The sequence below is a fragment of the Cognatilysobacter terrigena genome (assembly GCF_004361065.1).
In the GTDB taxonomy this organism is placed as follows: Bacteria; Pseudomonadota; Gammaproteobacteria; order Xanthomonadales; family Xanthomonadaceae; genus Cognatilysobacter; species Cognatilysobacter terrigena.
This window is the reverse complement of record NZ_SELT01000010.1, coordinates 1-22,426: the sequence shown is the minus strand read 5'-3', so window position 1 is coordinate 22,426 and position 22,426 is coordinate 1. Positions and strand designations below refer to the sequence as shown.

Here is a 22,426-nt window from a genome sequence, read left to right as displayed (position 1 = left end):
GGTCGGCATCCTCTGCTGCATCGGCATTCGCCGGCAGGAGCGTCAACGCGGGTATCGCATGGGCCGTCTCGTCGTCGTCAGCAATCGCGTCGCATTGCCCGAGGAGTCGCGCGCCGGCGGCCTCGCGATCGCGCTGCTCGACGCGCTGCGCGAGGACGGCGGCCTGTGGTTCGGGTGGAGCGGCAAGATCGATCCGCACGCCTCGGGCCGCATGCACGAGCAGCAGGACGGCAATATCACGTTCGTCACGATGGACCTATCGGCGCAGGACCACGAGGACTACTACAACGGCTTCGCGAACCGCACGCTGTGGCCGCTGCTGCACTTCCGCATGGACCTGGTCGACTACGACCGCGATACCTATGCGGGCTACCAGGTCGTCAACGCGCTGTTCGCGGGCAAGCTCGCACCCATGCTGCGCGAGGACGACCTCGTCTGGATCCACGACTACCACTTGATCCCGCTCGCCCGTCTGCTGCGCGACCGCGGCGTCAAATGCCGCATCGGCTTCTTCCTGCACGTGCCGATGCCGTCCTCCGACCTGCTCGCGGCGCTGCCGAGCCACCAGCGCCTGTTCGACGGGTTTTCGTCGTGCGATCTCGTCGGCTTCCAGACCGAGCGCGACCTCGAGCGCTTCCAGGATTACGTGCGCCTTTTCGGCGGCGGCCGCGTCATCGAGCGCGGACTGCTCGAAGCACCCAACGGCCGACGCTTTCGCGCCGGCGCGTTCCCGATCAGCATCGACACGCCGCGCATCGCCGAACTCGCGCGTGACGCGGTGGCGAAGCCGGGCGTGAAGCGCCTGACGGCGAGCCTGTCGCGGCGCGAACTCGCGATCGGCGTCGATCGTCTCGACTATTCGAAAGGCCTGCCCGAGCGATTCCGCGGGTTCGCGAACTATCTCAAGCGCTATCCGCAACAACGCGGCAAGCTCACGTTCCTTCAGATCGCGCCGGTGTCGCGAGGTGGCGTCGCGGAATACCGGCATCTTCGCAGCGAGCTCGAACAGCTGTCCGGCAACATCAACGGGCGCTTCGCGGAGCCGGACTGGACGCCGGTGCGTTACGTCAATCGCAACTACCCGCACGCGACGCTGACCGGCTTCTATCGCCTCGCGCGCGTCGGGCTGGTGACACCGTTGCGCGACGGCATGAACCTGGTCGCGAAGGAATACGTAGCGGCACAGGATCCGGAGGATCCCGGCGTTCTGCTGCTCTCGCCGTTCGCCGGCGCAGCGCGCGAGCTCGACGGCGCGCTGGTCGTGAATCCGTACGACCTCGATGGCACCGGCGATGCCATCGCGCGGGCGATGACGATGTCACGCGACGAACGCCGCGAACGTTGGGAGGGCATGTTCCGCTACCTGCAGACGCACGACATCACGTACTGGCGGCGCAGCTACCTGCAGGCGCTGCGCGAGACGGGCGACGTCGAGCCGGCCGCCGATAGCACGGAACGCCCCGCGTACCGGCGACGGAAGACCGATCTTCCGCGCGACATGCGCCACCACTGATCGCGCGGATCAGTGCAGCGCGGTCATCTTCCGCAGTTCGGAGACCGCGGCCCCTAGTGTGGCCGCGAGGCGCGCCACGCCCAGCTCCGCCAGCTCGCGACGCTGGCGAACCTGTGCATCGCCCGCCAGGCCCGGCCGCACGATGAGAAGCGGCACGCCCCCGAGTTCGCTGCCGAGGCGCTTGACGAGATAGCGCACATGCGCGAGCCCGCCCGGTGGCACGGAGACCAGCACGATGGCGTCGACGTTCGCATCGCGGATGTGGCCGACGACATCCGACGCGAGCACCGCCGACGACGCGGCATTCCATTCGATACGCCCCATGTCGACGAGCTTGCCGAGCATCGACACCGCGACTTCATCGACCGCATCGCGCACCGGAATCGCGAGCACGCGCATGCGGTCGCCGCCGACCATGTCGTCCGGGCGGATCAGGCGACGGTGCGCGTCTACGAGTGCGTGCGCTTCGTCGATCACGCGGGCGTGGTCCGGCGCCTGCAGGCGGCCCTGGCGCAGGTCTTCGCGTGCGTGCGCGAGCGTGGGCACGACGATTTCGTCGTACGCGCGGTCGAGGCCGTCGAGCGCGGCGTAGTCATCGAGCAGGTCGGCGGCTTCGGTGTCGTCCTGCGCGAGCAGTCGCTGGTAGAAGCGATGCGCGGGCGCGAGCGGCGGCGTGTCGCCGAGCAGCGTGTCGAGGAACTTCAGGAACGGCACGTAGCGGCCGAGCACCACAAGGCAGACGGTGAGCGGCGACGCGAGCACGAGCCCGATCGGCCCCCACAGCCACGTCCAGAACGCGACGGCGATCAGCAGCGCGGCCTGCGACACGCCCATGCCGCGCCCATAGACCCACGGCTCGACCAGCATGTTCGTGATGAGTTCGAGCGTGCCGAACAGCCCGACCACCAACAGCGCGGTCGTCCACTCGCGGGTGATCAGCAGGCTCAGCGCCACGGGCATGAACGCCGCCAGCCACGAACCGAGGTACGGGATGTAGCGCAGCACGGCGGCGAAGAAGCCCCACAACAGTGCATACGGCACGCCGATCGCCCACAGCCCGATCGCCACCGACAGCCCGTAGCCGCTGTTGACCATCAGCTGCATCAGCAGATACCGGCCGACGCGTTGGCCCGCGTCTTCCAGCGCGCGCGTCGTGCCGGCGAGCTGGTCGACACCGACCAGCGAGATCACGCGATCGCGCAGGTCCTCGCGATGGATCAGCATGAACATCACCAGCACGAGCACCAGGCCGAGGCCCGCAAGCGGCTCCAGCAGCGGGCCGGCGATGGCCCACAGTTGCGACAGCCGCACCGGCTCCTGCTGCACGATGCGCACGGGTTGCGCGCGTGCGACTTCGCGTTCGGCCTGCGTCATCGGGGCCGGGCCGCGACGATCGAGCTGCACCGAAATGCGCTCGGCCACGACCTGCATCTTGTCGAGCAGCCCGGTGCGCCCGCGCGCGCGCAACTGCTCGATCTTCGCGGTGACGTTCGGTTCGTAGCGCGGATACGCGTCGAGCAGGCTGCCGATCTGGCGCGTGACCGCTACGCCCGCACCGATCGCGAGGGCGAGCGCGAGGATCGTCATGAGCGCGCTCGACACCACGCGCGACACCCCGCGGCGCTCCAGGTAGTGCGCGGGCGGCGTGAGCAGGAACGTGAAAAGGATCGCGAGCGCGACCGGAATCACGATGACCTTGGCCCAGTACAGGAAGCCGAGCACAAGCGCAGCGCCGACGAGCACCGGCAGGCTGCGATGGATGGTGGAGGTGTCGGCGGCCAACGCGGTCCCCTGACCGGACGATCCGGCCCGGCCGTTATGCACCGGCCGGCGTCAACAGCGCATGCAGCCGCTTGGTCGCCGCCGGGCCGCTAAGCTGCGCCCATGTCGCGCGGTCGCATCCTCCTCATCGGCGCCTACGGCCAGTTCGGACGGCGCATCGCCGAGGCACTGGCGCGGGACGACGTCGACCTGATGCTCGCCGGGCGGGACGTCGGCAAGGCGGAATCGCTCGCCACGCAGCTACGACCGCAGGCGCGCGCGCCGGTGTCGCCGGTGCAGATCGACGTCGAAGGCGACGATCTCGACGCCCGCATCGCCGCGCTGATGCCGGACACCGTCATCCACACGGCCGGCCCGTTCCAGCAGCGCGACTACCGCGTTGCCGAAGCCGCGATCGCCGCGGGCGCGCATTACATCGACCTCGCCGACGGCCGCGAATTCGTGGCGGGCATCGGGCGGCTCGACGCGCAGGCCAAGGCGCGCGGCGTCCGCGTCGTCAGCGGTGCGAGCAGCGTCCCGGGCCTGTCGGCCGCAGTCGTCGACGCGCATCGATCGCGGTTCGCGACGCTGGAGTCGATCGACACGTGCATCGGTCCGGGCAATCGCACCGAGCGCGGCCTGGCGACGACGCGCGCGATCCTCGGCTACGTCGGTCGTCCGTTTCCTGCGTTGATCGATGGCGACCGTCGTCCGGTGCACGGCTGGCAGTCGCTGCGTCGCATGCGTATCGAGGGCGTGGGCGCACGCTGGTTTGCACGCTGCGACGTGCCGGATCTCGACGTGCTGCCTGCGCGCTATCCCGGGCTCCGACACTGCGACTTCCGCGCCGGACTCGAACTGCGCCGCATGCACTTCGGGCTGTGGCTCGCCTCGTGGTGCGTTCGCGCGGGTCTCGTGCGCAATCTGCCGCGCTATGCGGAGCCGCTGCTGCGATTGAGTGAGCACTGGACCGATGCGGGCAGCGACATCGGCGTGATGACGGTCGATCTGGGCGGCGTCGATCCCGACGGACAGCACCTGCACCTGCGCTGGTCGATCGTCGCGCGCGAGGGCAGCGGGCCGCACATTCCCGCGACCGCCACCGTGGTGCTCGCGCGGCGCTGGCGTCAGACGCCGCCATCACCCGGTGCCGGGCCGTGCATCGATCTCTTCACCCTCGACGACTACTTGCAGGCGCTGTCGCACCTGCCGATCGAGACCTCAACGCAGGCGCTCGTCAGCCGATAAATCGCGCCGCGGCGTTTTCGGGCGGCAGCGCGCATGCCGCGTGCCGACCGAACAACCGATAACGATGTCGCGCGACGAAGCGGTACGCGCGGTCACGCATACCGCGCGGCATGACGCGCAGCAGCGTGGCGGCGATCGTCCACGGCGAACCGAGCGTCGCGAGCACGCGCGCGATCGCGTCGGTGTCGGTCCACGCGGTGCCATTGTCGATGAGCAGGAACGACGACGGATCGTCCGGGTCGAGGCCGTGCCGCGCGAGCAAGGCGCGACCCGCGTCGGTCTGCATCGCGGCGAAACGGAACCGCGCCTCGCGGTCGTGGCGCAGCAGGAAGCGCACCCAGCCGTTGCAGAGCACGCAGACGCCGTCGAACACGATGATCGGGCCGTCAGTCGACATCGAGCCACCCGCGGTAGTGCACGAGCAGGCCGGCGAGGGGCAGGCTCGCACGCACGTCGAAGCGATAGCGCCGGTCGTCCTCGTATTCGCGCGCCGCGACGCCGTCGAACCAGCGGCGCGGCAGGCGGAGGCCGAACACGCGCACGGTGTCGACGATCCAGTGCAGTCCCACTCCGTCGACGGTGAGCCGGAAGTCGAACGTCACCAGGCCGAGCTGCTCGCGCAGCAGTCCGCCGCTCGCGCGCAATCGCGAATGCATGGCATGACCGGCGACGTGCCGCGTCCACGCTTCGCCGTGCCTGTTCGCCACGATGTCGACGTCGATACGTCCGCGGCCTTGCGGCGGCAGGCGCGTCGCTGCGGCGCACAGGCGCGAGAGCAGCGTCGTTCCGCGCACGACATCGACTTCGCCGGCGTAGCGGCGTTCGCCATCGCGCGCATGCAGCGTCGCCACGGTCGTCGGCAGACGGGCGTACGCGTCGCCGAGCACACGCCCGAAGAGCGTCGCGGGAATCAGCGGTCGATCCACACCAGCGACGCCATGCGCCCCGTGCGGCGGTCGCGCCGGTGCGAGAAGAAGCGCGCGGGTTCGGCGATCGTGCTCAATCCTCCGCCGTGGATGGCATCGGGCGACACCCCCGCGGCAACGAGACGGCGCCGCGCAAGCGCATAAAGATCGACACGCCAGTGATGCGGCCGCGTGCTGACGAAGGCCGCGCCGCTCGCCCAGTCACGTGAGACGAACGCGTCGTACACGTCCACGCCGATCTCGTAGTCCGCCGGCCCTGCTGCAGGGCCGAGCCAGGCGCTGACGCGATCGGGCGGCGTCCTCATCGCTGCGACGGTCGCTTCGAGCACGCCGTCGGCGAGTCCGCGCCAGCCCGCGTGCGCGCCGGCGACTTCCGAGCCGTTGCGCGCGGCGAACAGCACGGGCAGGCAGTCGGCGGTGAGGATCGCGAGGACGACGCCAGCATCCGAGGTGACCGCGGCATCGCCCTGCGGTTCGTCGGTGCTCGCCTCGTCCGCGGCGAATCGGACCACGTCGATGCCGTGCACCTGCCGCAGCCAGCGCGGGCGCGACGGCAATGCGAGGCGCTCGACCAGTTCGTCGCGGTTCGCGTCGACGGTGGCCGCGTCGTCGCCATCGGCGGCCGTTCGATTGCCGAGATTGAAGGTGTCGAACGGCGCGTGCGAACGCCCGGCGCCGTGGCGCAGCGTCGTCAGGCCATGCACGCCCGACGGCGCGGGCCAGTCGGCGTGCAGGAAGGGCGTCACCGCTGGCGGTCCTCGTGCTCGCGCTGGTCGGCGCGCAGCGCGTCGATCAACGCGCGGAGATCGTCCGGTACGGGCGCGGTGCAGCGCACCGGCTCGCCGCTGACCGGATGCGCGAACTCGAGCGTCTCCGCATGCAGCGCCTGGCGACGGAATCCGCGCAGCGCCTCGATCGTTTCGGGCGATGCGCCGCGCGGCAGCTTGAGCGGGCCACCGTAGAGCGGATCGCCCACGATCGGATGCTTGAGGTGCGCCATGTGCACGCGGATCTGGTGCGTGCGACCCGTCTCGAGCCGGCATTCAAGCAGCGTGTGTGCGCGGAAGCGTTCGCGCAGGCGGAAGTGCGTCACCGCATCCTTGCCGTCCTCGCGCACCGCCATGCGCAGGCGGTCGCGCGGGTGGCGGTCGATCGGCGCGTTCGCGGTGCCGCCCGACACCAGCGCGCCGACCACGACGGCGAGGTACTGGCGATGCACCTGTCGCGCCGAGAGCTGGTCGACCAGCGCGGTGTGCGCCTGCAGCGTGCGCGCGACGACCATCACGCCCGAGGTGTCCTTGTCCAGGCGATGCACGATGCCCGCGCGCGGAAGCGCCGACAGCGAGGCGTCGCGATGCAGCAGCGCGTTGACCAGCGTGCCGGCCGGATTGCCCGCGCCCGGATGCACGACGAGGCCGGCGGGCTTGTTCAGCACGATGACCTCGGCGTCCTCGTAGAGCACGTCGAGGGCGATGTCCTCGGCGGGGGCGTCGGTCTGGATGCCGATCTCGGCCTCGACCGTCACGTGCTCGCCGCCGCGAACCGGATCGCGCGGGCGCACTTCGCGGCCGTCGAGCCGGGCCTGGCCGGACTTGATCCAGCCCGCGAGGCGCGAGCGCGAATGCTCGGGGAAGAGCTCGGCCAGCACGGCGTCGAAGCGGCGCCCGGCACTGGTGTCGGGGACACGGGCTTCGAGGGTGATGGTGTCGGGCATCGGAGGCCTATTTTCCTGCGGCCCGCCAGCGCGGGTCGGTTAAGACGGGCCTGCTATTATCCGGCCTTCCTGTCTCCCGATCCGGCATCCGTCGATCCCATGAGCTCAAGCTCCGCCTTCCGCCCGTCGCCCGTGTCCCTCTTCCGTGGCATGGCGGTCGCCGTCCTCGCGGTCTCGCTCCTCGCCGGCACCGGCTGCTCCAAGTTCCGAAAGAAGGACGACTCGAACGAGGGCGTCCCGGTCGAAACGCTGTACCAGAAGGGCCACAAGTCGATGACGAATGGCAACTGGTCGTCGGCCCAGGAGACCTACAAGCGCCTCATCGCCCAGTACCCGTACGGGCCGTACACCGAGCAGGCGCTGATCGAGACGGCGTACGCGCAGTACAAGGCCGGCCAGCACGACGACGCGGTCAGCACCATCGACCGCTTCATCCGTACCTATCCGACCAACCGCAACATCGCGTACCTGTACTACCTGCGCGGGCTGGTGAACTCCTCGCGCGACGCCGTGTTCCTGCAGCGCGTGTGGCACCTCGACCCGGCGCGCCGCGACCTCGCGACGCCGATGCAGGCGTACAACGATTTCAGCATCGTCGTGGAGCGCTACGGCAACAGCCGCTACGCCGCCGACGCGCGCGACCGCATGGCCAAGCTGCGCGACATGTTCGCCCGCTACGAGATGGACACCGCGCTGTTCTATCTGAAGCGCGGCGCCGACGTGGCCGCCATCGACCGCGCCAAGTACGTGCTCGAGAACTATCCGCAGTCGAGCTACCAGGCGGACGCGATCGCGACGCTGGCCGCGGCGTACACCGACCTCGGCAATACGACGCTCGCGAACGACGCGCGCGCCGAGCTGCAGAAGGCCTCGCCGAACCACCCGTATCTCGCCGGCAAGTGGCCGGATTACCCGAGCCACCTGCGCCGCCTCAACCCGTTCGGTGGCGATGCGTCGGCCGTCGGCCACTGACGCTTCCCTTCACGCGCCATCGAAACGCCGCCTCCGGGCGGCGTTTTTCGTTACGGACGACGGACGGGCATCCCCCTGCGCCGAGACGGCGCGAGACTGCAGCGCCCCATCCACGGAGAAGGCGCATGCCCCGCTATGTCATCGAGCGCGATATTCCCGGCGCAGGCGATCTCACCCCGCAGCAGTTGAAAGACATCTCGAATACGTCCTGCGGCGTGCTGCAGGCGATGGGGCCGCAGATCCAGTGGGTCGAAAGCTACGTCACCGGCGACCGCGTGTACTGCCTCTACCTGGCGCCGGACGAAGACACGGTGCGCGAACACGCGCGTCGCGGCGGCTTTCCGGCCAACCGCGTATCCCGCGTCCACAACGTGATCGATCCGACCACCGCCGAGTAGCCACGTCGATCAGCGATACCCGTTGCTGATCGAATAACGCCGCTCGCGACCGAACGCGCGCGGCGTCATCTTCGGGCCCGGCGCCGCCTGATGCCGCTTCCACTCGGACGTGCGCACGAGCTTGAGCACACGCTCGACCGTGGCCGCGTCGAAGCCCGCAGCGACGATCTCGTCGCGCGACTGCTCGCCGTCGACGTGCCGCTGCAGGATCGCGTCCAGCACGTCGTAGGGCGGCAGCGAGTCCTGATCCTTCTGGTTCTCGCGCAGCTCGGCCGACGGCGGACGATCGATCACCGCCTGCGGGATCACCGCATCGACGGTGTTCCGCCACCGCGCAAGCGCGAACACGTCGGTCTTGTAGACGTCCTTGATCGGCGCGTAGCCGCCGCACATGTCGCCATAGATCGTCGCGTAGCCGACCGCGTACTCGCTCTTGTTGCCGGTGGTAAGCAGCAGGCCGCCGAACTTGTTGCTCAGCGCCATCAGCATCCCGCCGCGGATGCGCGATTGCAGGTTTTCTTCGGTGGTGTCGACGTCGCGACCTTCGAACGTCGACGCGAGCGTGGCCAGGTACGCCTCGAACGGCTTCTCGATCGGCAGGGTCAAGAGGCGCACACCCTGGCGTTCGCACTGCGCGGCGGCGAGGTCGTTCGATATGTCCGCGGTGTAGCGCGACGGCAGGCGCACGGCGGTGACGTTCTCCGCGCCCAGCGCGTCGACGGCGATCGCGAGCACCAGCGCGGAATCGATGCCGCCGGAGAGCCCGAGCCACACCTTGTCGAAGCCGTTCTTGCGGCAGTAGTCGCGCGTGCCGCGCACGATGCCGCGCCACGCTAGGCCTTCGCGGCTCTCGTCGTCCTCGATCGTCCAGCGAACCGGGGAGAAACGCTTGGTCGCGGCGTCGAAGTCGACCACCAGCCATTGATCGTCGAACGCACCGGCGGCCGGATGCACGCGGCCATCGCCATCGGCCACGACCGATGCGCCGTCGAACACGACGTGATCCTGTCCGCCGACGACGTTGAGGTAGGCGATCGCCGCACCCGATTCGGTCGCTCGCTCCGCGAGCAATGCATCGCGCGTGGCGTGCTTGTCGTGCTCGTAGGGCGATGCGTTCGGCACCACGACGAGTTGCGCGCCGTCGGCGACGGTGGCCGCGAGCGGCTCCGGAAACCAGAGGTCCTCGCAGATCACCACGCCGACCTGCACGCCGTTGACGTCCACCACGCAGGTCTCGCCATCCGGATCGACGGAGAAATAGCGGCGTTCGTCGAATACCTGGTAGTTCGGCAGCTCGCGTTTGCGATAGGTGCGCTCGATGCGGCCATCGCGCAGCACGCTCGCGGCGTTGTAGACGATCGCGCCCGCCGTCTCGGGCCAGCCGACCACCGCGGCGATGCCCCGCGTCGACGCGGCGATGCGCCGGATCGCCTGCTCGCAGTCGGCGAGGAAGCTCGGCCGCAGCAGCAGGTCTTCCGGCGAATAACCGCTCACCGCGAGCTCCGGGAACACCACGAGCTGCGCGCCGTGCGTATCGCGCGCCTCCGCGATGAACGCTTCGATACGGGTGGTGTTGCCGGCGATGTCGCCGACCGGGAAGTCGAACTGCGCGAGGGCGATTCGCAGGGCCATGGCCGCTCCTGTCCAAGGCCGCCGATTTTACGCAGGCGCGTGCGTCGCCCCGTCATCGAGCGGTTCGACCGGCGCCGGCCGGCCGTTGGCGTCGAGCGCGATCATCGTGAAGTGCCCGCGCGTGCACAGATGCCGCGTGCCCGCATGCGGATCCTCGGTATGCAGCTCCACCTCGATGCGCATCGAGCTCCGCCCGACGTCCGCCACGCGCGCGACCAGCTCCACGAGCTGGCCCTGCCGCACGGGCACGTGGAAGTCCACCTGCTCCGAGCGCGCCGTCACCACCGTACGGCGCGCATAGCGCGTCGCGGCGATGAACGCGGCCTTGTCCATCCACGCCAGCGCCTGCCCGCCGAACAGCGTGCCGAGATGATTGGCGTGGTCCGGAAACACGATTTCCCAGAGACGCGCCTCGCGTGGCGCTTCAGAACGCGTCATCGAACGCGACCTGCCCGCTCACGCCGACCTGGTAGGCCGACACGCGGCGTTCGAAGAAGTTGGTCAGTTCCTGCACGTCCTGCAGGTCCATGAAGGCGAACGGGTTGCGGCTGCCGAATTCGGGCGTCATGCCGAGCGCGGCGAGTCGCAGGTCCGCCACGTATTCGAGGTACTGGCGCATCTCGCGCGGTGAAAGCCCATTCACGCCACCGGACAGCACGTCGTGCGCGAAGGCCGCTTCGACGTCGACCGCCTCGCGCAGCATCGCGCGGACGTCACGCTCCATCGCTGCGTCGAACAGATCGGGTTCCTCGTCTCGCGCGGTACGGATGACCTCGAGCGCGAACGCCATGTGCCCGGACTCGTCGCGGAACACCCAGTTGGTGCCGGCCGCGAGCCCCGGCAGCAGCCCGCGCGAACGCAGGAACCAGACGTAGGCGAACGCGGCGAAGAAGAACAGGCCTTCGATGCAGCAGGCGAAGCAGATGAGATTGAGCAGGAAGGTGCGGCGGTCGGCACGACTTTCCAGTCGCTGCAGCCCTTGGATCGAATCGATCCAGCGGAAGCAGAAGTCGGCCTTGGCACGGATCGACGGGATGTTCTCGATGGCGGCGAACGCCGCGGCGCGACGCTCGACGTCCGGCACGTAGGCGTCGAGCAACGTGAGATAGAACTGCACGTGCAGCGCTTCCTCGTACAGCTGCCGCGACAGGTACATGCGCGCTTCGGGCGCGTTGACGTGCTGGTAGAGATTCAGCACGAGGTTGTTGGCGACGATCGAATCGCCCGTCGCGAAGAACGCGACGAGGCGCTCGATGAGATGCCGGTCGGCCGGCGTGAGCTTGTCGCGCAGGTCGTTGACGTCGATGCCGAAGTCGATCTCCTCCACCGTCCACGTGTTGCGCACCGCATCGCGGTACATGTCGTAGAACGCGGGATAGCGCATCGGGCGCAGGGTAAGGGCGAAACCGGGGTCGAGCAGGCGTCCAGTCATGGTGATGTCCGACGGCGACGCATCGCGTCGCATTAAGAAGGTGCAGGGGCGGCGGACGACGTCCTTGCATCGCGTCCAAGCGCGCGATCCATTGCGCCGGCGTTCCCTCGACGGCTCCTGCCGTCTTCCGCGCGCCCCTGCAGAGGGAAGGCGCCGGCGCGCGTCACTGCGGCCGGCGCATGAGTCGTTTACTGGCAGGCCTCGCACGCCTCGGGGTTCTCGAGCGAACAGGCGATCGCGGCTTGCGGCGCGACGGCGCTCACCGTCGCCTTCGCGATACGCGTGGCCGGCCGCGAACGCAGGTAGTACGTCGTCTTCAGACCGGACTTCCACGCATACATGTACATCGACGACAGCCGCCCGATGTTCGGGCTCTCCATGAAGAGATTCAGCGACTGCGACTGGTCGATGTACGCACCGCGCGCGGCGGCGAGGTCGATCAACGCCTTCTGCGGCAGCTCCCAGGCGGTGCGATAGACCTCGCGCAGCGCGGCGGGAATCGCTTCGATCGACTGGATCGAACCTTCGCCGAGCTTGATCGCGTCACGCACGGTCTGCGTCCACAGCCCGAGCTTCTTCAATTCGTCGACGAGATAGCGATTCACCTGCACGAAGTCGCCCGACAGCGTCTCGCGCTTGAACAGGTTCGACACCTGCGGCTCGATGCATTCGTAGCAGCCGGCGATCGATGCGATGGTCGCGGTAGGCGCGATGGCGATGAGCAGCGAATTGCGCAGGCCGTGTTGCGCGATTCGCGCCTTGAGCGCCTCCCACGCGACGGACTGGGTCGGCGCCACGTTCCACAGGTCGAATTGCAGGTCGCCCGCCGCGGCACGCGTCTCCGCGAACGACGGATGCGCGCCGTGCTGTTCGGCGAGGTCGCACGACGCCTCCAGCGCGTGGAGGTAGATGCGCTCGGCGATGCGCGTCGACAGCTCCAGCGCTTCCGCCGAATCGAACGGCATCCGCAGCTTGAAGAACACGTCCTGAAGGCCCATCACGCCGAGCCCGACGGGACGCCAACGCAGGTTCGAGCGACGCGCCGATTCGATCGGATAGAAGTTGAGATCGATCACGCGATCGAGCTGACGCACCGCGACCTGCACGGTCTCCGCCAGCTTGTCGAAGTCGAACCCGTGTTCGCCGACGTGCTGCGCGAGGTTGATCGATCCGAGGTTGCAGACCGCCGTCTCGTCGGCGCTCGTCACCTCGAGGATCTCGGTGCAGAGATTCGATAGATGCACGGTGCGACCCGGGCCGACCTGGTTGCAGGTGCGGTTGGACGCGTCCTTGAACGTCATCCAGCCGTTCCCGGTTTCGCCGAGCACCTTCATCATCCGCGCGTAGAGCTCGCGCGCCTTGACGGTGCGGCTCGCAAGGCCCTGCTGCTCCGCCTGCTCGTAGGCGCGATCGAAGGCATCGCCCCAGAGGTCCGGCAGCTCCGGCACGGCCTTGGGATCGAACAGCGACCAGTCGCCGTCCGCGTCGACGCGACGCATGAAAAGGTCGGGAATCCAGTTCGCCAGATTGAGGTTGTGCGTGCGACGCATCTCGTCGCCGGTGTTGTCGCGCAGCTCGAGGAACTCCTCGATGTCCGCGTGCCACGTCTCAAGGTAGATGCAGGCGGCGCCCTTGCGCTTGCCGCCCTGGTTCACCGCGGCGACGGAGGCGTCGAGCGTCTTCAGCCACGGCACGATGCCGTTGCTGCGGCCGTTGGTCGAGCGAATCAGCGAGCCGCGCGCGCGGATGCGGTGGTAGGCCTGCCCGATGCCGCCGGAGAACTTCGAGAGCTGCGCAACGTCGCCGTAGCGCGCGTAGATGTCGGTGAGCGAATCCTGCGGCGAATCGAGCAGGAAGCAGGACGACAGCTGCTCGTGGCGCGTGCCGGAGTTGAACAAGGTCGGCGAACTCGGCACGTAGTCCAGCGACGACATCAGCCGATACAGCTGCAGGGCGCCGGCCGCGCTGTCGGTCAGCGCGACCGCGATGCGCATGAAGAAGTGCTGCGGCGTCTCGATGACGTGGCGCCTGTGAGGATGCTTGAGCAGGTAGCGGTCGTAGAGCGTGCGCAGGCCGAAGTACTCGAAGCGCTGCGTCTGCGCCGCATCGATCGCGTCGTTGAACTTGCGCGCGTTGGCCTCGACGGCGTCGCGCACGCGGTCGTTGATCAGCCCCAGGTCGTGGCCGAGCACGATCGACTGCGAGAACGAATACACGCCGAGCCCGGCGACTTCCTTGTCGATGTACGCGCTCAGCAAGCGCGCAGCGAGGCGCGAGTACTGCGGCTCTTCCGCGGTGAACGCCGCGGCGGTGTGGATCGACAGCTCGTCGAGTTCGCGCGTGGTCGCGCCGTCGTAGATGCCGCCGATCGTTTTGAGCGCGACACGCATCGGGTCGATGTCGTCCAAGCCCGCGCTGCAGCGCTGCACGGCGCGCACGATCTTGGCGACGTCGACCGGCTCGCGGCGGCCGTCGCGCTTGGTGACGGTCATGGTCGCGGGCGCATGCGGCGGCGTCAGCGCGAAGCCCGGCTGGTCGGTGTCGAGCGCCTCGGGCGGCGTGGCGTGGGTCAGTGTTTCGGTCGTCATTGTTCCTCTCCGGTGGCGATGGAGAGGAAGCGAAAGCGGCGCACGCGTCGACCTGCGCCGGCCCCCGCCCCCTCGGGCGAGCCGGCATCGACATGTGGAGACGGAAGGCGGCGGACGAGGTCCGCGGACCGACCCGTCCCTCCCACGAGGACGCCTGGCCAACGGCAGCACGCGGCCGCCGATCGAGGCAGGTCTTCGGACTCGTGGACTACGGCGACCGGAGTCGCCACCTACTGCGCGTCGCTTCCCAGCCGTAAGGCCAGTGCCAATGACGCGGGTCGTTTCCACTTACCGCTGCGGGGCAGTCCCGGATTCCCACCGGGTTCCCTATTAAGCCGCTCCTGGCAGAGACGGCACCTTCGACGGGCACAACATATGCGGGACGGCAAAATCCGTCAACACAATATTTGGTGCTGACAGCAAGCCACCTCCGCTTGGCGCGCAAAACAAAAGGCCGCCCGGAGGCGGCCTTTTGCTGACAACTCGAAGGGCTGAATCAGCCGGCAAGCTTCTTCGCGATCGCCGCACCGAGGTCGCCCGGCGACTTCACCGTGGTGACGCCCGCCTTCTCCAGCGCCGCGAACTTGCCTTCGGCCGTGCCCGAGCCGCCCGAGGCGATCGCACCGGCGTGGCCCATGCGCTTGCCCTTCGGCGCGGACGCACCGGCGATGAAGCCGACGACCGGCTTGGTCACGTGCTTGGCGATGAACTCCGCCGCTTCTTCTTCAGCGGAACCACCGATCTCGCCGACCATGATGATGCCTTCGGTCTGCGGGTCGTCCTGGAACCACTTCAGCGCGTCGATGAAGTTGGTGCCGTTGATGGGGTCGCCGCCGATGCCGATGCAGGTCGACTGGCCGAGGCCGACGTCCGTCGTCTGCTTCACCGCTTCATAGGTGAGCGTGCCCGAACGCGACACGATGCCGATCTTGCCGGGCTGGTGGATGTGGCCCGGCATGATGCCGATCTTGCACTCGCCCGGCGTGATCACGCCCGGGCAGTTCGGGCCGACGAGCACCGTTTCCGGATGCTGGTTGAGCACGTTCTTCGCGCGCAGCATGTCCAGCACCGGAATGCCTTCGGTGATGCAGACGATGACGCGGATGCCCGCAGCCGCGGCTTCCATGATCGCATCGGCCGCGAACGGCGGCGGCACGTAGATCACGGACGCATCGGCGCCGGTCTTGGCGACGGCTTCGGCGACGGTGTTGAAGACGGGCAGGCCGAGGTGCTCAGTACCGCCCTTGCCCGGGGTGACGCCGCCCACGACCTTGGTGCCGTAGTCGAGCATCTGCTGCGCGTGGAAGGTGCCCTGCGAGCCGGTGAAGCCCTGCACGATCACCTTCGTGTCCTTGTTGATCAGAACGGACATTGGATTCGTATTCCTGTGTCGGTCGCGCGGATCAGTGCCGCGCGACGTGGAAGTCTCAGGCGGCTTGCTTGACGGCCGCGACGGCCTTCTTCGCACCGTCGTTGATGTCGTCGGCCGGGGTGATGGCGAGGCCGGAGTTCTTCAGCAACTCCTTGCCCGCTTCGACGTTCGTACCCTCGAGGCGCACGATCACCGGCACCTTGACGTCGACTTCCTTGACCGCCGCGATGATGCCTTCCGCGATCATGTCGCAGCGGACGATGCCGCCGAAGATGTTCACGAAAATCGCCTTCACCTTGTCGCTCGACAGGATCAGCTTGAACGCCTCGGTGACGCGCTCCTTGGTCGCGCCGCCGCCCACGTCGAGGACGTTCGCCGGCGAACCGCCGTTGAGCGCGATGACGTCCATCGTCGCCATGGCCAGGCCCGCGCCGTTGACCATGCAGCCGATGTCGCCGTCCATCGTGACGTAGTTGAGGTCGTACTTCGACGCGAGCACTTCGGTGTCGTCTTCCTGACGCACGTCGCGCATGGCGACGAGTTCGGGATGACGGAACGACGCGTTGTCGTCCGAATTGATCTTGCCGTCGAGCACGGCGAGGTCGCCATTGGTGAGGATCGCGAGCGGGTTGAGCTCGACCAGCGCGAGGTCCTTGTCCATGAAGAGCTTGAACAGGCCCGTCATGATCTTGGTCAGTTGGCCGACCTGCTTCGCGTTGAGACCCATCGCGAAGCCGACGTCGCGGCACTGGTACGGCTGCAGGCCTTCGACGTAGTTGATGTTGAGCGTGTGGATCGCCTCGGGCTTCTCGTGCGCGACCTGCTCGATGTCCATGCCGCCTTCGGCGGAAGCGATGAAGGTGACGGTCTTCGTCGAACGATCGACGAGCACCGACAGGTACAGCTCCTTCGCGATGTCCGTGCCTTCGGAGATCAGCACCGAATCGATCGGCAGCTCGACACCGGCGGTCTGGTAGGTCGCCATCTTCGTGCCGAGCATCTGCTTGGCGTACTGCGCGACTTCGTCATACGACTTCGCCAGCTTCACGCCGCCGGCCTTGCCGCGGCCGCCCGCGTGGATCTGCGCCTTGACGACCCAGAGGTCGCCCGGGATCTGCTTGGCCGCCGCGACCGCCTCGTCCGGCGAGCGGGCAACGATGCCCTTGGGAACGGCGATGCCGTAGTCGGCAAAGAGCTGCTTCGCCTGGTATTCGTGGAAATTCATGCGTCACCGAAGGATGGACGTGGGGCCTCGCGCGCCTGACGGCGCGGCCGGGCTGGGCGCGAGGGGGCCATATTGTCGCCGATCGGGCCGGGCCGGGCCACCCCGCGGGTCCGGGGAACGCCCGGAGAATCAGCCACCTATACTCGGCCGACCGACTGCTGGACGCGCGCCGTGCCCTTCAAACCTGCGCTGACCCCGCTCGACGCCGACCACGTCCTCTACCGCGAACTGCGGCTTTTCAATCTTTACCGGGTGCTCGAGGCGGCGCTTCTCGTCGCGCTGGTGTTCGGGCCGACGACCGGCCTGCTCGAGCCGCCGCGCTATGCGCTGCTGGCGCGCTCGGTCGTCATCGCCTACCTGTTCGTGTCGATCGTGATGCTCGGCCTGGGTCGACGCATCGACGTGCGCCTGTCCGCGGGCATCGGCGTTGCGGCCGACCTGTTCTTCGGCGTGCTTGCGATGCATGCGCTGCCGTCGGCGGGCAGCGGCATCGCGGTGATGATCCTGTTCAACGTCGGCGCGGCATCGCTTCTGCTGCCGCCACGCTTCGCGTTCGCGTTCGCGACGGTGTCTGTCGCGCTGTTGTTCGCGGAATACGCATGGGGCGTGATCGACAGCGCACCGCGTCGCTCGTTTACCGAGCCGGTGATGTTCGCGATCGGCTACATCGCGCTCGCGACGGTCATGAACGTGCTCGGCAAGCAGATGCGTGAGAGCTACGAGATCGCCGCGCTGCGCACGACGGAAAACGAACATCTCGCGCAGGTCAACGAACTCATCATCCGCCGCCTGCGTACGGGCGTTCTGCTCGTCGACGGCGCGGGCCGCATGCGTCTGGCGAACGAAGCGGCGACCGCGCTCGTGGGCGATGTCGGCGACGAAGTGCACGGCTTCCGCGAACTCGCGGTCGCCGTGCCCGAGCTCGGTCGCCGTCTGCAGACGTGGCGCGAAACCGGGGGCGTCGACGACACACCACTGCGCCTCGCAGTCGACCAGTCCGACGTCATTCCGCGCTTCACGCGCTTGCAGGCCAACAGCGACCAGGCGCTGGTGTTTCTCGACGACACGTCGCTGCTGTCGCAGCGCGCCGAGTCGATCACGCTGGCGACGCTCGGTCGCTTCTCCGCGAGCCTGGCGCACGAGATCCGCAATCCGCTCGCGGCGATGAGCTACGCGGTGCAGCTGCTCGAGGAATCGGATGACATCCGTCCGGCGGATCGTCGACTACTCGAGATCATCCACCAGCACGTGGTGCGCATGAACGGCATCGTCGAGAACGTGCTCGGGCTCGCGCGCCGCGAACCGGCGAAGCCGGTCGTCGTCGAGCTCGTGCACTTCGCGAAGCAGTTCGTCGACGACTATCTCGTGAGCCATCCGATCGAAGGCGACACGCTGATCGCGGCGTCGACGCAAGCGGAACTCAATGCGCTGTTCGATCCTCGACAGCTGCACCAGGCGGTGACGGTGCTGGTCGCGAATGCGCTCAACTACGGCCGCATGCCGGGCGAGCCGGCGCGCGTCACGGTGCGTGCGGCGATCGACGGCGGCCAACCCGTACTCGACGTCATCGACCGCGGCCCCGGCATCCCCGAGCCGATCCGCAATCGCCTCTTCAAACCGTTCTTCACGACGTCGAGCCACGGCACCGGCCTGGGCCTCTACATCGCCCGCGAACTCTGCCGCGCCAATCAGGCGAGCCTCGACTACGTGCCGACCCCGGGCGTCGGTGGCTGCTTCCGCATCCGCATGAGCGCGCTCGGCCGCTGAAACCTGCCCTTCGGCTGACGAAAACGGCCCGAAGTGGCCGCAGGCGGTCACATCAGCTAAGGTGCGCGGCGGAGGACCCGATGGCCGAACCCCGTAGCGCACCCGCCCGCACCGCTCTTGTCGTCGATGACGAGCGCGACATCCGCGAATTGCTGGTCATGACCCTCGGCCGTATGGGCCTGCGCTGCGATACAGCGGCGAACGTCACCGACGCCCGCGCCCTGCTCTCCCGCAACAAGTACGACCTCTGCCTGACCGACATGCGGCTGCCCGACGGCACCGGGCTCGAGATCGTCTCCGAGATCAACCAGAAGCATCCGACCACCCCGGTCGCCATGATCACGGCCTTCGGCAACGTCGAGGCGGCGGTCGAGGCGCTGAAGGCCGGTGCGTTCGACTTCGTCAGCAAGCCGGTGGACCTCGGCGTGCTGCGCGACCTGGTCAAGCAGGCGCTGGAACTGCACGAGCGCCGCCGCGCGGCCAACGAGTCGGGCATCTCCTCGCGCCTGTTCGGCGAATCGCCGGCCATGGCCTCGTTGCGCGCCACGCTGACGAAGGTCGCCCGCAGCCAGGCACCGGTCTACATCTCCGGCGAGTCCGGCGTCGGCAAGGAGCTCGTCGCCCGCACGATCCACGCCGAGGGCGGCCGCGCGACCGGTCCGTTCGTGCCGGTCAACTGCGGCGCGATCCCCGCCGAACTGATGGAAAGCGAGTTCTTCGGTCACAAGAAGGGCTCGTTCACGGGCGCCCATGCCGACAAACCCGGCCTGTTCCAGGCGGCCGACGGCGGCACGCTGTTCCTGGACGAAGTCGCCGAGCTTCCGCTGCCGATGCAGGTGAAGCTGCTCCGCGCAATCCAGGAAAAGTCGATCCGCCCGGTCGGTTCGAACAACGAGGTCAAAGTCGACGTCCGCATCCTGTCGGCGACGCACAAGGATCTGGCAGCGCTGGTCGAGGAAGGCCGCTTCCGGCACGACCTTTACTATCGAATCAACGTCATCGAATTGCGCGTGCCCCCGCTGCGCGAGCGCCCGGAGGACCTTCCCGGTCTGTCCGACGTCATCCTGCGTCGCCTCGCAACGGCGCAGGACCGTCCGATCCCGCACCTGTCGCCGGATGCCGTCGAGGCCCTGCGCGACTACCCGTTCCCGGGCAATGTGCGCGAGCTCGAGAACATCCTCGAGCGCGCACTCGCGCTTGCCGAAGGCGAGGTGATCCGGTCCGATGACCTGAGCCTTCCGAAGGTGACGCCGAAGCCGGCGACGTCGAATGCCGCCGCGCAGCAGGCACCTGCGCCCGCGCCGACTGCGACGCCCGCAGCCGCGGACCCCCGCGCCCTCGACCCGCGCGACACCGCCACCAGCGCCCTGCCCTCGTACATCGAGGAGATCGAACGCGCGGCCATCCAGCACGCGTTGCAGGAGAACCGCTACAACAAGACGCGCACCGCGGCGGCCCTCGGGATTACGTTCCGGGCGTTGCGGTACAAGCTGAAGAAGCTGGGGATCGAGTGAACGACGAAGCCGGCGTTCCTCGGCGCGCCGTAGCATGGGTCCTCGTCGTCACCGCATCGCTGCGGTTGATCCATCTCTATTTTGCGATTCGCAGCCCGCTGACCTATCAGCCCGGGCCTGACGAGGCGTACTACATCGCATTCGGTCGTGACGTTGCGTCTGGCACCGGCGGCATGCAGCCGATGTTCGGCTTCATGGATCCCTTTTACGGCTATCTGGTCGGCGCCGTACTTCGACTGACGGGGTCGCTGTTTCCGATCTATCTGCTGCAGATCGCGCTCGACACCGGGACCGCTTACGGCGTGTATCGCATCGCATCCGCGCTCGGCCGCCATCGCACAGGCGTTGTCGCTGCCAGCCTGTACGCCTGCACCGGCACGGCCATCGCGTACACGGCCGCGATCCTGAAACCGACGTGCGACGTCGCGTTCGTCACGTGGTGGAGTGTTCTCCTGCTGCGGCTGGTCCGCGAACCGACGCCGCGGCAGTGGCTGCTGTTCGGCGCGTACTGCGGCTTCGGCGTCGCGATCCGATCGAATCTTCTCTTGATGACGCCGCTGGCAGTCGCGGTGGTGTTTGCGTGCTCGGCCGACGCACGCCGACGATGGCTGCCGGGTGCTGCTGCGCTCGTCGTTGGTCTTGCCGTCCCCCTTGCGATGCTGGCCGCACGCAATCACGCCATATCTGGGAACTGGTCACCGCTGCCGACCAACGGCGGCGTTGTTCTGCACCAGCTCTACAACGAGGACAACCCCCAGTCGCGCTCGGGCGTTCCGCGCTTCGTCGGCCGCTATGCCGCGCCGTTCGACATCTGGCGCGGCTACGCGCACGAGGCCGAACGTCGGGCCGGCCACGCTCTACGACCCCATGAAGTCAGCGCGTACTGGCAGCACGAGGCGCTGGGCTATCTCGCGGCGCATCCCGCGCAGTCAATGGCGAACGGCATCCGCAAGCTGCGCGAGTTCTCCGCGTATCCGGAAGTGCCCAACACCCGAAGCTACGGCGACGAGCGCCGCTTCTCGCCGGTGCTGAGCGTTCTGCCGCTGCCGTTCGGCTGGCTGTTCGCCTTGGGCTTCCCCGGACTGGCCTTATGGCTACGACGCGACCGACGCGCGCTCGCGCTGTGGGCGCCGGTGGCGATGGGCCTCGCCACTATTGCGGTCTTCTTCGCCGAAGACCGATTCCGCTTCGACTTCATTGGCCCGTTCATACTGGGCAGCGCGTACTGGCTGGTGGCGCTGGTCGACGAGTTCCGTGCCCGACACATCGCGCGCCTCGCCGGCGCTGTCGCGATCAGTGCTGCGCTCGGTGCATGGACCATCGTCCAGGCGCATCAACTGATCCCGCCGTTCCCATCCGACTGGCAGCGCATCACATGGGGCTACATTCGCTCCGGCCGCAACGGCGACGCACAGCGCGAACTCGATCGTGTCGAGCGTGCCACGCCGGACGCGACGGGCGTGCACGAACTGCGCGGCTTCATCGCGCTACGGAATGGACAACCCGAGGTTGCCGCGGCACACCTCGAGCGGGCGCTCGCACAACGCCCCGATGTTGCGACGACGTGGCAGAACTACAGCCTTGCCGCCGAACGACTCGGGGATACGCGCACCGCGCTCGCCGCGGCCCAGCGCGCCGAAGTATTGGATCCAACGGCCGAGGCCGCGGTGCGCGTTGGCGACCTGCAGGCGGCTCTAGGTCGCGTGGACGATGCGCGCGCAAGCTGGCGTGGAGCCTTGGCTCGATCACCATCGCCTGCCACCGTTGCTGACATTCGCCAGCGCCTGACCCCAATGGCCGCTGCGCAAGACGACACTCTGCGTCACCCGACTCCGAGCAACTGACGCACCGCGTCACCTACTGGTTTCCGCTCGTCGGGGCAAGCGTGACACGTTCCTCGAAAGAGCCCTCCCAAACTGGACCATCCGTTTGGCACGGGTTATGCGTATGCTCGCAGTGCACGGGCAGCGAGCATGGCAGACCGAAGGATCTGGCGAGCCGTCCGGCGTTGTCCGTGAAGACCACTCTCCTAGGGGATACACATGAAGAACCAGCAGGGCTTTACCCTCATCGAACTGATGATCGTCGTCGCGATCATCGCCATCCTGGCCGCCATCGCGCTGCCGGCCTACCAGGACTACGTCGCCCGCTCGCAGGTGTCGGAAGGCATGAGCCTGGCGTCGGGTGCGAAGACGGCTGTGGCCGAGTACTACGCGAACTATGGCGCGTGGCCGACCGACAACCCGGCTGCTGGCTTGGCCACTGCCGCGTCGATCAAGGGCAAGTACGTGACGAGCGCGACCGTTGCTACGGGCAAGATCAACCTGGTCTTCAACGAGACGTCGACGAGCTCGAAGATCAAGG

At 68.0% G+C, this 22,426-nt stretch carries 19 protein-coding genes and 1 riboswitch; of the genes, 8 read left to right on the top strand and 11 right to left on the bottom strand.

Features of this window, described 5'->3' with window-relative positions:
* The first annotated feature begins 58 nt into the window (after positions 1–58).
* Positions 59–1,513 carry an alpha,alpha-trehalose-phosphate synthase (UDP-forming) gene (gene otsA / locus EVS83_RS07760; protein ID WP_133500475.1) on the top strand — a complete coding sequence of 485 codons (1,455 nt, stop codon included), beginning with the start codon at positions 59–61 and terminating at the stop codon, positions 1,511–1,513.
* A 9-nt stretch (positions 1,514–1,522) separates the two neighbouring features.
* Here otsA and EVS83_RS07755 read toward each other — a convergent pair whose 3' ends face one another.
* Positions 1,523–3,295 (bottom strand): AI-2E family transporter, encoded by a 1,773-nt coding sequence (locus EVS83_RS07755; protein WP_208108715.1) that lies wholly within the window; start codon positions 3,293–3,295, stop codon positions 1,523–1,525.
* A 102-nt stretch (positions 3,296–3,397) separates the two neighbouring features.
* On the opposite strand from EVS83_RS07755, the gene EVS83_RS07750 reads away from it, so the two are divergent.
* Positions 3,398–4,522 carry a saccharopine dehydrogenase family protein gene (locus EVS83_RS07750; RefSeq protein WP_133500474.1) on the top strand — a complete coding sequence of 375 codons (1,125 nt, stop codon included), beginning with the start codon at positions 3,398–3,400 and terminating at the stop codon, positions 4,520–4,522.
* On the opposite strand, the gene EVS83_RS07745 is transcribed toward EVS83_RS07750, so the two are convergent.
* The 4 genes from EVS83_RS07745 to rluD are packed head-to-tail and all read right to left on the bottom strand — an operon-like array spanning position 4,512 to position 7,162.
* Positions 4,512–4,919, bottom strand: coding sequence for a thiol-disulfide oxidoreductase DCC family protein (locus tag EVS83_RS07745; RefSeq protein ID WP_133500473.1), 408 nt, complete (start codon positions 4,917–4,919; stop codon positions 4,512–4,514). The genes EVS83_RS07750 and EVS83_RS07745 overlap by 11 nt on opposite strands.
* Positions 4,909–5,448, bottom strand: a complete 540-nt coding sequence (locus EVS83_RS07740; protein ID WP_166636834.1) for a DUF4166 domain-containing protein — start codon at positions 5,446–5,448, stop codon at positions 4,909–4,911. The genes EVS83_RS07745 and EVS83_RS07740 overlap by 11 nt, the downstream gene beginning before the upstream one ends.
* On the bottom strand, positions 5,433–6,194 hold the full coding sequence (gene pgeF / locus EVS83_RS07735) for a peptidoglycan editing factor PgeF (RefSeq protein ID WP_133500471.1): 762 nt from the start codon (positions 6,192–6,194) through the stop codon (positions 5,433–5,435). Before pgeF ends, EVS83_RS07740 begins: the two co-directional genes overlap by 16 nt.
* The gene (gene rluD, locus EVS83_RS07730; RefSeq protein ID WP_133500470.1) at positions 6,191–7,162 is read right to left on the bottom strand and encodes a 23S rRNA pseudouridine(1911/1915/1917) synthase RluD; all 972 of its coding nucleotides are present in this window, start codon (positions 7,160–7,162) and stop codon (positions 6,191–6,193) included. The genes pgeF and rluD overlap by 4 nt, the downstream gene beginning before the upstream one ends.
* A gap of 99 nt (positions 7,163–7,261) precedes the next feature.
* On the opposite strand from rluD, the gene EVS83_RS07725 reads away from it, so the two are divergent.
* On the top strand, positions 7,262–8,134 hold the full coding sequence (locus EVS83_RS07725) for an outer membrane protein assembly factor BamD (RefSeq protein WP_425456078.1): 873 nt from the start codon (positions 7,262–7,264) through the stop codon (positions 8,132–8,134).
* 125 nt (positions 8,135–8,259) lie between these two features.
* Complete coding sequence (locus tag EVS83_RS07720) at positions 8,260–8,532, top strand: DUF4242 domain-containing protein (protein ID WP_133500469.1); 273 nt, start codon at positions 8,260–8,262, stop codon at positions 8,530–8,532.
* 9 nt (positions 8,533–8,541) lie between these two features.
* Here EVS83_RS07720 and EVS83_RS07715 read toward each other — a convergent pair whose 3' ends face one another.
* The 6 genes from EVS83_RS07715 to sucC all read right to left on the bottom strand — a co-directional run bounded on the left by EVS83_RS07715 (position 8,542) and on the right by sucC (position 16,781).
* Positions 8,542–10,164, bottom strand: a complete 1,623-nt coding sequence (locus tag EVS83_RS07715; RefSeq protein ID WP_133500468.1) for an NAD+ synthase — start codon at positions 10,162–10,164, stop codon at positions 8,542–8,544.
* Between the two features lie 27 nt (positions 10,165–10,191).
* Positions 10,192–10,602 carry an acyl-CoA thioesterase gene (locus EVS83_RS07710; protein WP_133500467.1) on the bottom strand — a complete coding sequence of 137 codons (411 nt, stop codon included), beginning with the start codon at positions 10,600–10,602 and terminating at the stop codon, positions 10,192–10,194.
* Positions 10,589–11,596, bottom strand: coding sequence for a ribonucleotide-diphosphate reductase subunit beta (locus EVS83_RS07705; protein ID WP_133500466.1), 1,008 nt, complete (start codon positions 11,594–11,596; stop codon positions 10,589–10,591). The genes EVS83_RS07710 and EVS83_RS07705 overlap by 14 nt, the downstream gene beginning before the upstream one ends.
* Before the next feature lie 188 nt (positions 11,597–11,784).
* On the bottom strand, positions 11,785–14,184 hold the full coding sequence (locus EVS83_RS07700) for a ribonucleoside-diphosphate reductase subunit alpha (RefSeq protein WP_425456077.1): 2,400 nt from the start codon (positions 14,182–14,184) through the stop codon (positions 11,785–11,787).
* 169 nt (positions 14,185–14,353) lie between these two features.
* A riboswitch (cobalamin riboswitch) is annotated at positions 14,354–14,561 on the bottom strand.
* A gap of 119 nt (positions 14,562–14,680) precedes the next feature.
* Entirely contained in the window at positions 14,681–15,556 is an 876-nt protein-coding gene (gene sucD / locus EVS83_RS07695; RefSeq protein ID WP_133500465.1) for a succinate--CoA ligase subunit alpha, read from the bottom strand.
* Between the two features lie 55 nt (positions 15,557–15,611).
* Positions 15,612–16,781 (bottom strand): ADP-forming succinate--CoA ligase subunit beta, encoded by a 1,170-nt coding sequence (sucC, locus tag EVS83_RS07690; RefSeq protein ID WP_133500464.1) that lies wholly within the window; start codon positions 16,779–16,781, stop codon positions 15,612–15,614.
* Between the two features lie 171 nt (positions 16,782–16,952).
* Between sucC and EVS83_RS07685 the strand changes: the two genes are divergently transcribed.
* From EVS83_RS07685 to EVS83_RS07670, 4 genes are all read left to right on the top strand, one after another.
* Positions 16,953–18,548, top strand: coding sequence for a sensor histidine kinase (locus EVS83_RS07685; RefSeq protein ID WP_246022817.1), 1,596 nt, complete (start codon positions 16,953–16,955; stop codon positions 18,546–18,548).
* 80 nt (positions 18,549–18,628) lie between these two features.
* The gene (locus tag EVS83_RS07680; protein WP_133500463.1) at positions 18,629–20,062 is read left to right on the top strand and encodes a sigma-54-dependent transcriptional regulator; all 1,434 of its coding nucleotides are present in this window, start codon (positions 18,629–18,631) and stop codon (positions 20,060–20,062) included.
* A complete protein-coding gene (locus EVS83_RS07675) occupies positions 20,059–21,906 on the top strand; it encodes a glycosyltransferase family 39 protein (RefSeq protein WP_133500462.1) in 1,848 nt (615 codons plus the stop codon). The genes EVS83_RS07680 and EVS83_RS07675 overlap by 4 nt, the downstream gene beginning before the upstream one ends.
* 198 nt (positions 21,907–22,104) lie before the next feature.
* Positions 22,105–22,426, top strand: a 322-nt coding sequence (locus EVS83_RS07670; protein ID WP_133500461.1) for a pilin, incomplete at its 3' end; no start/stop codon positions are given.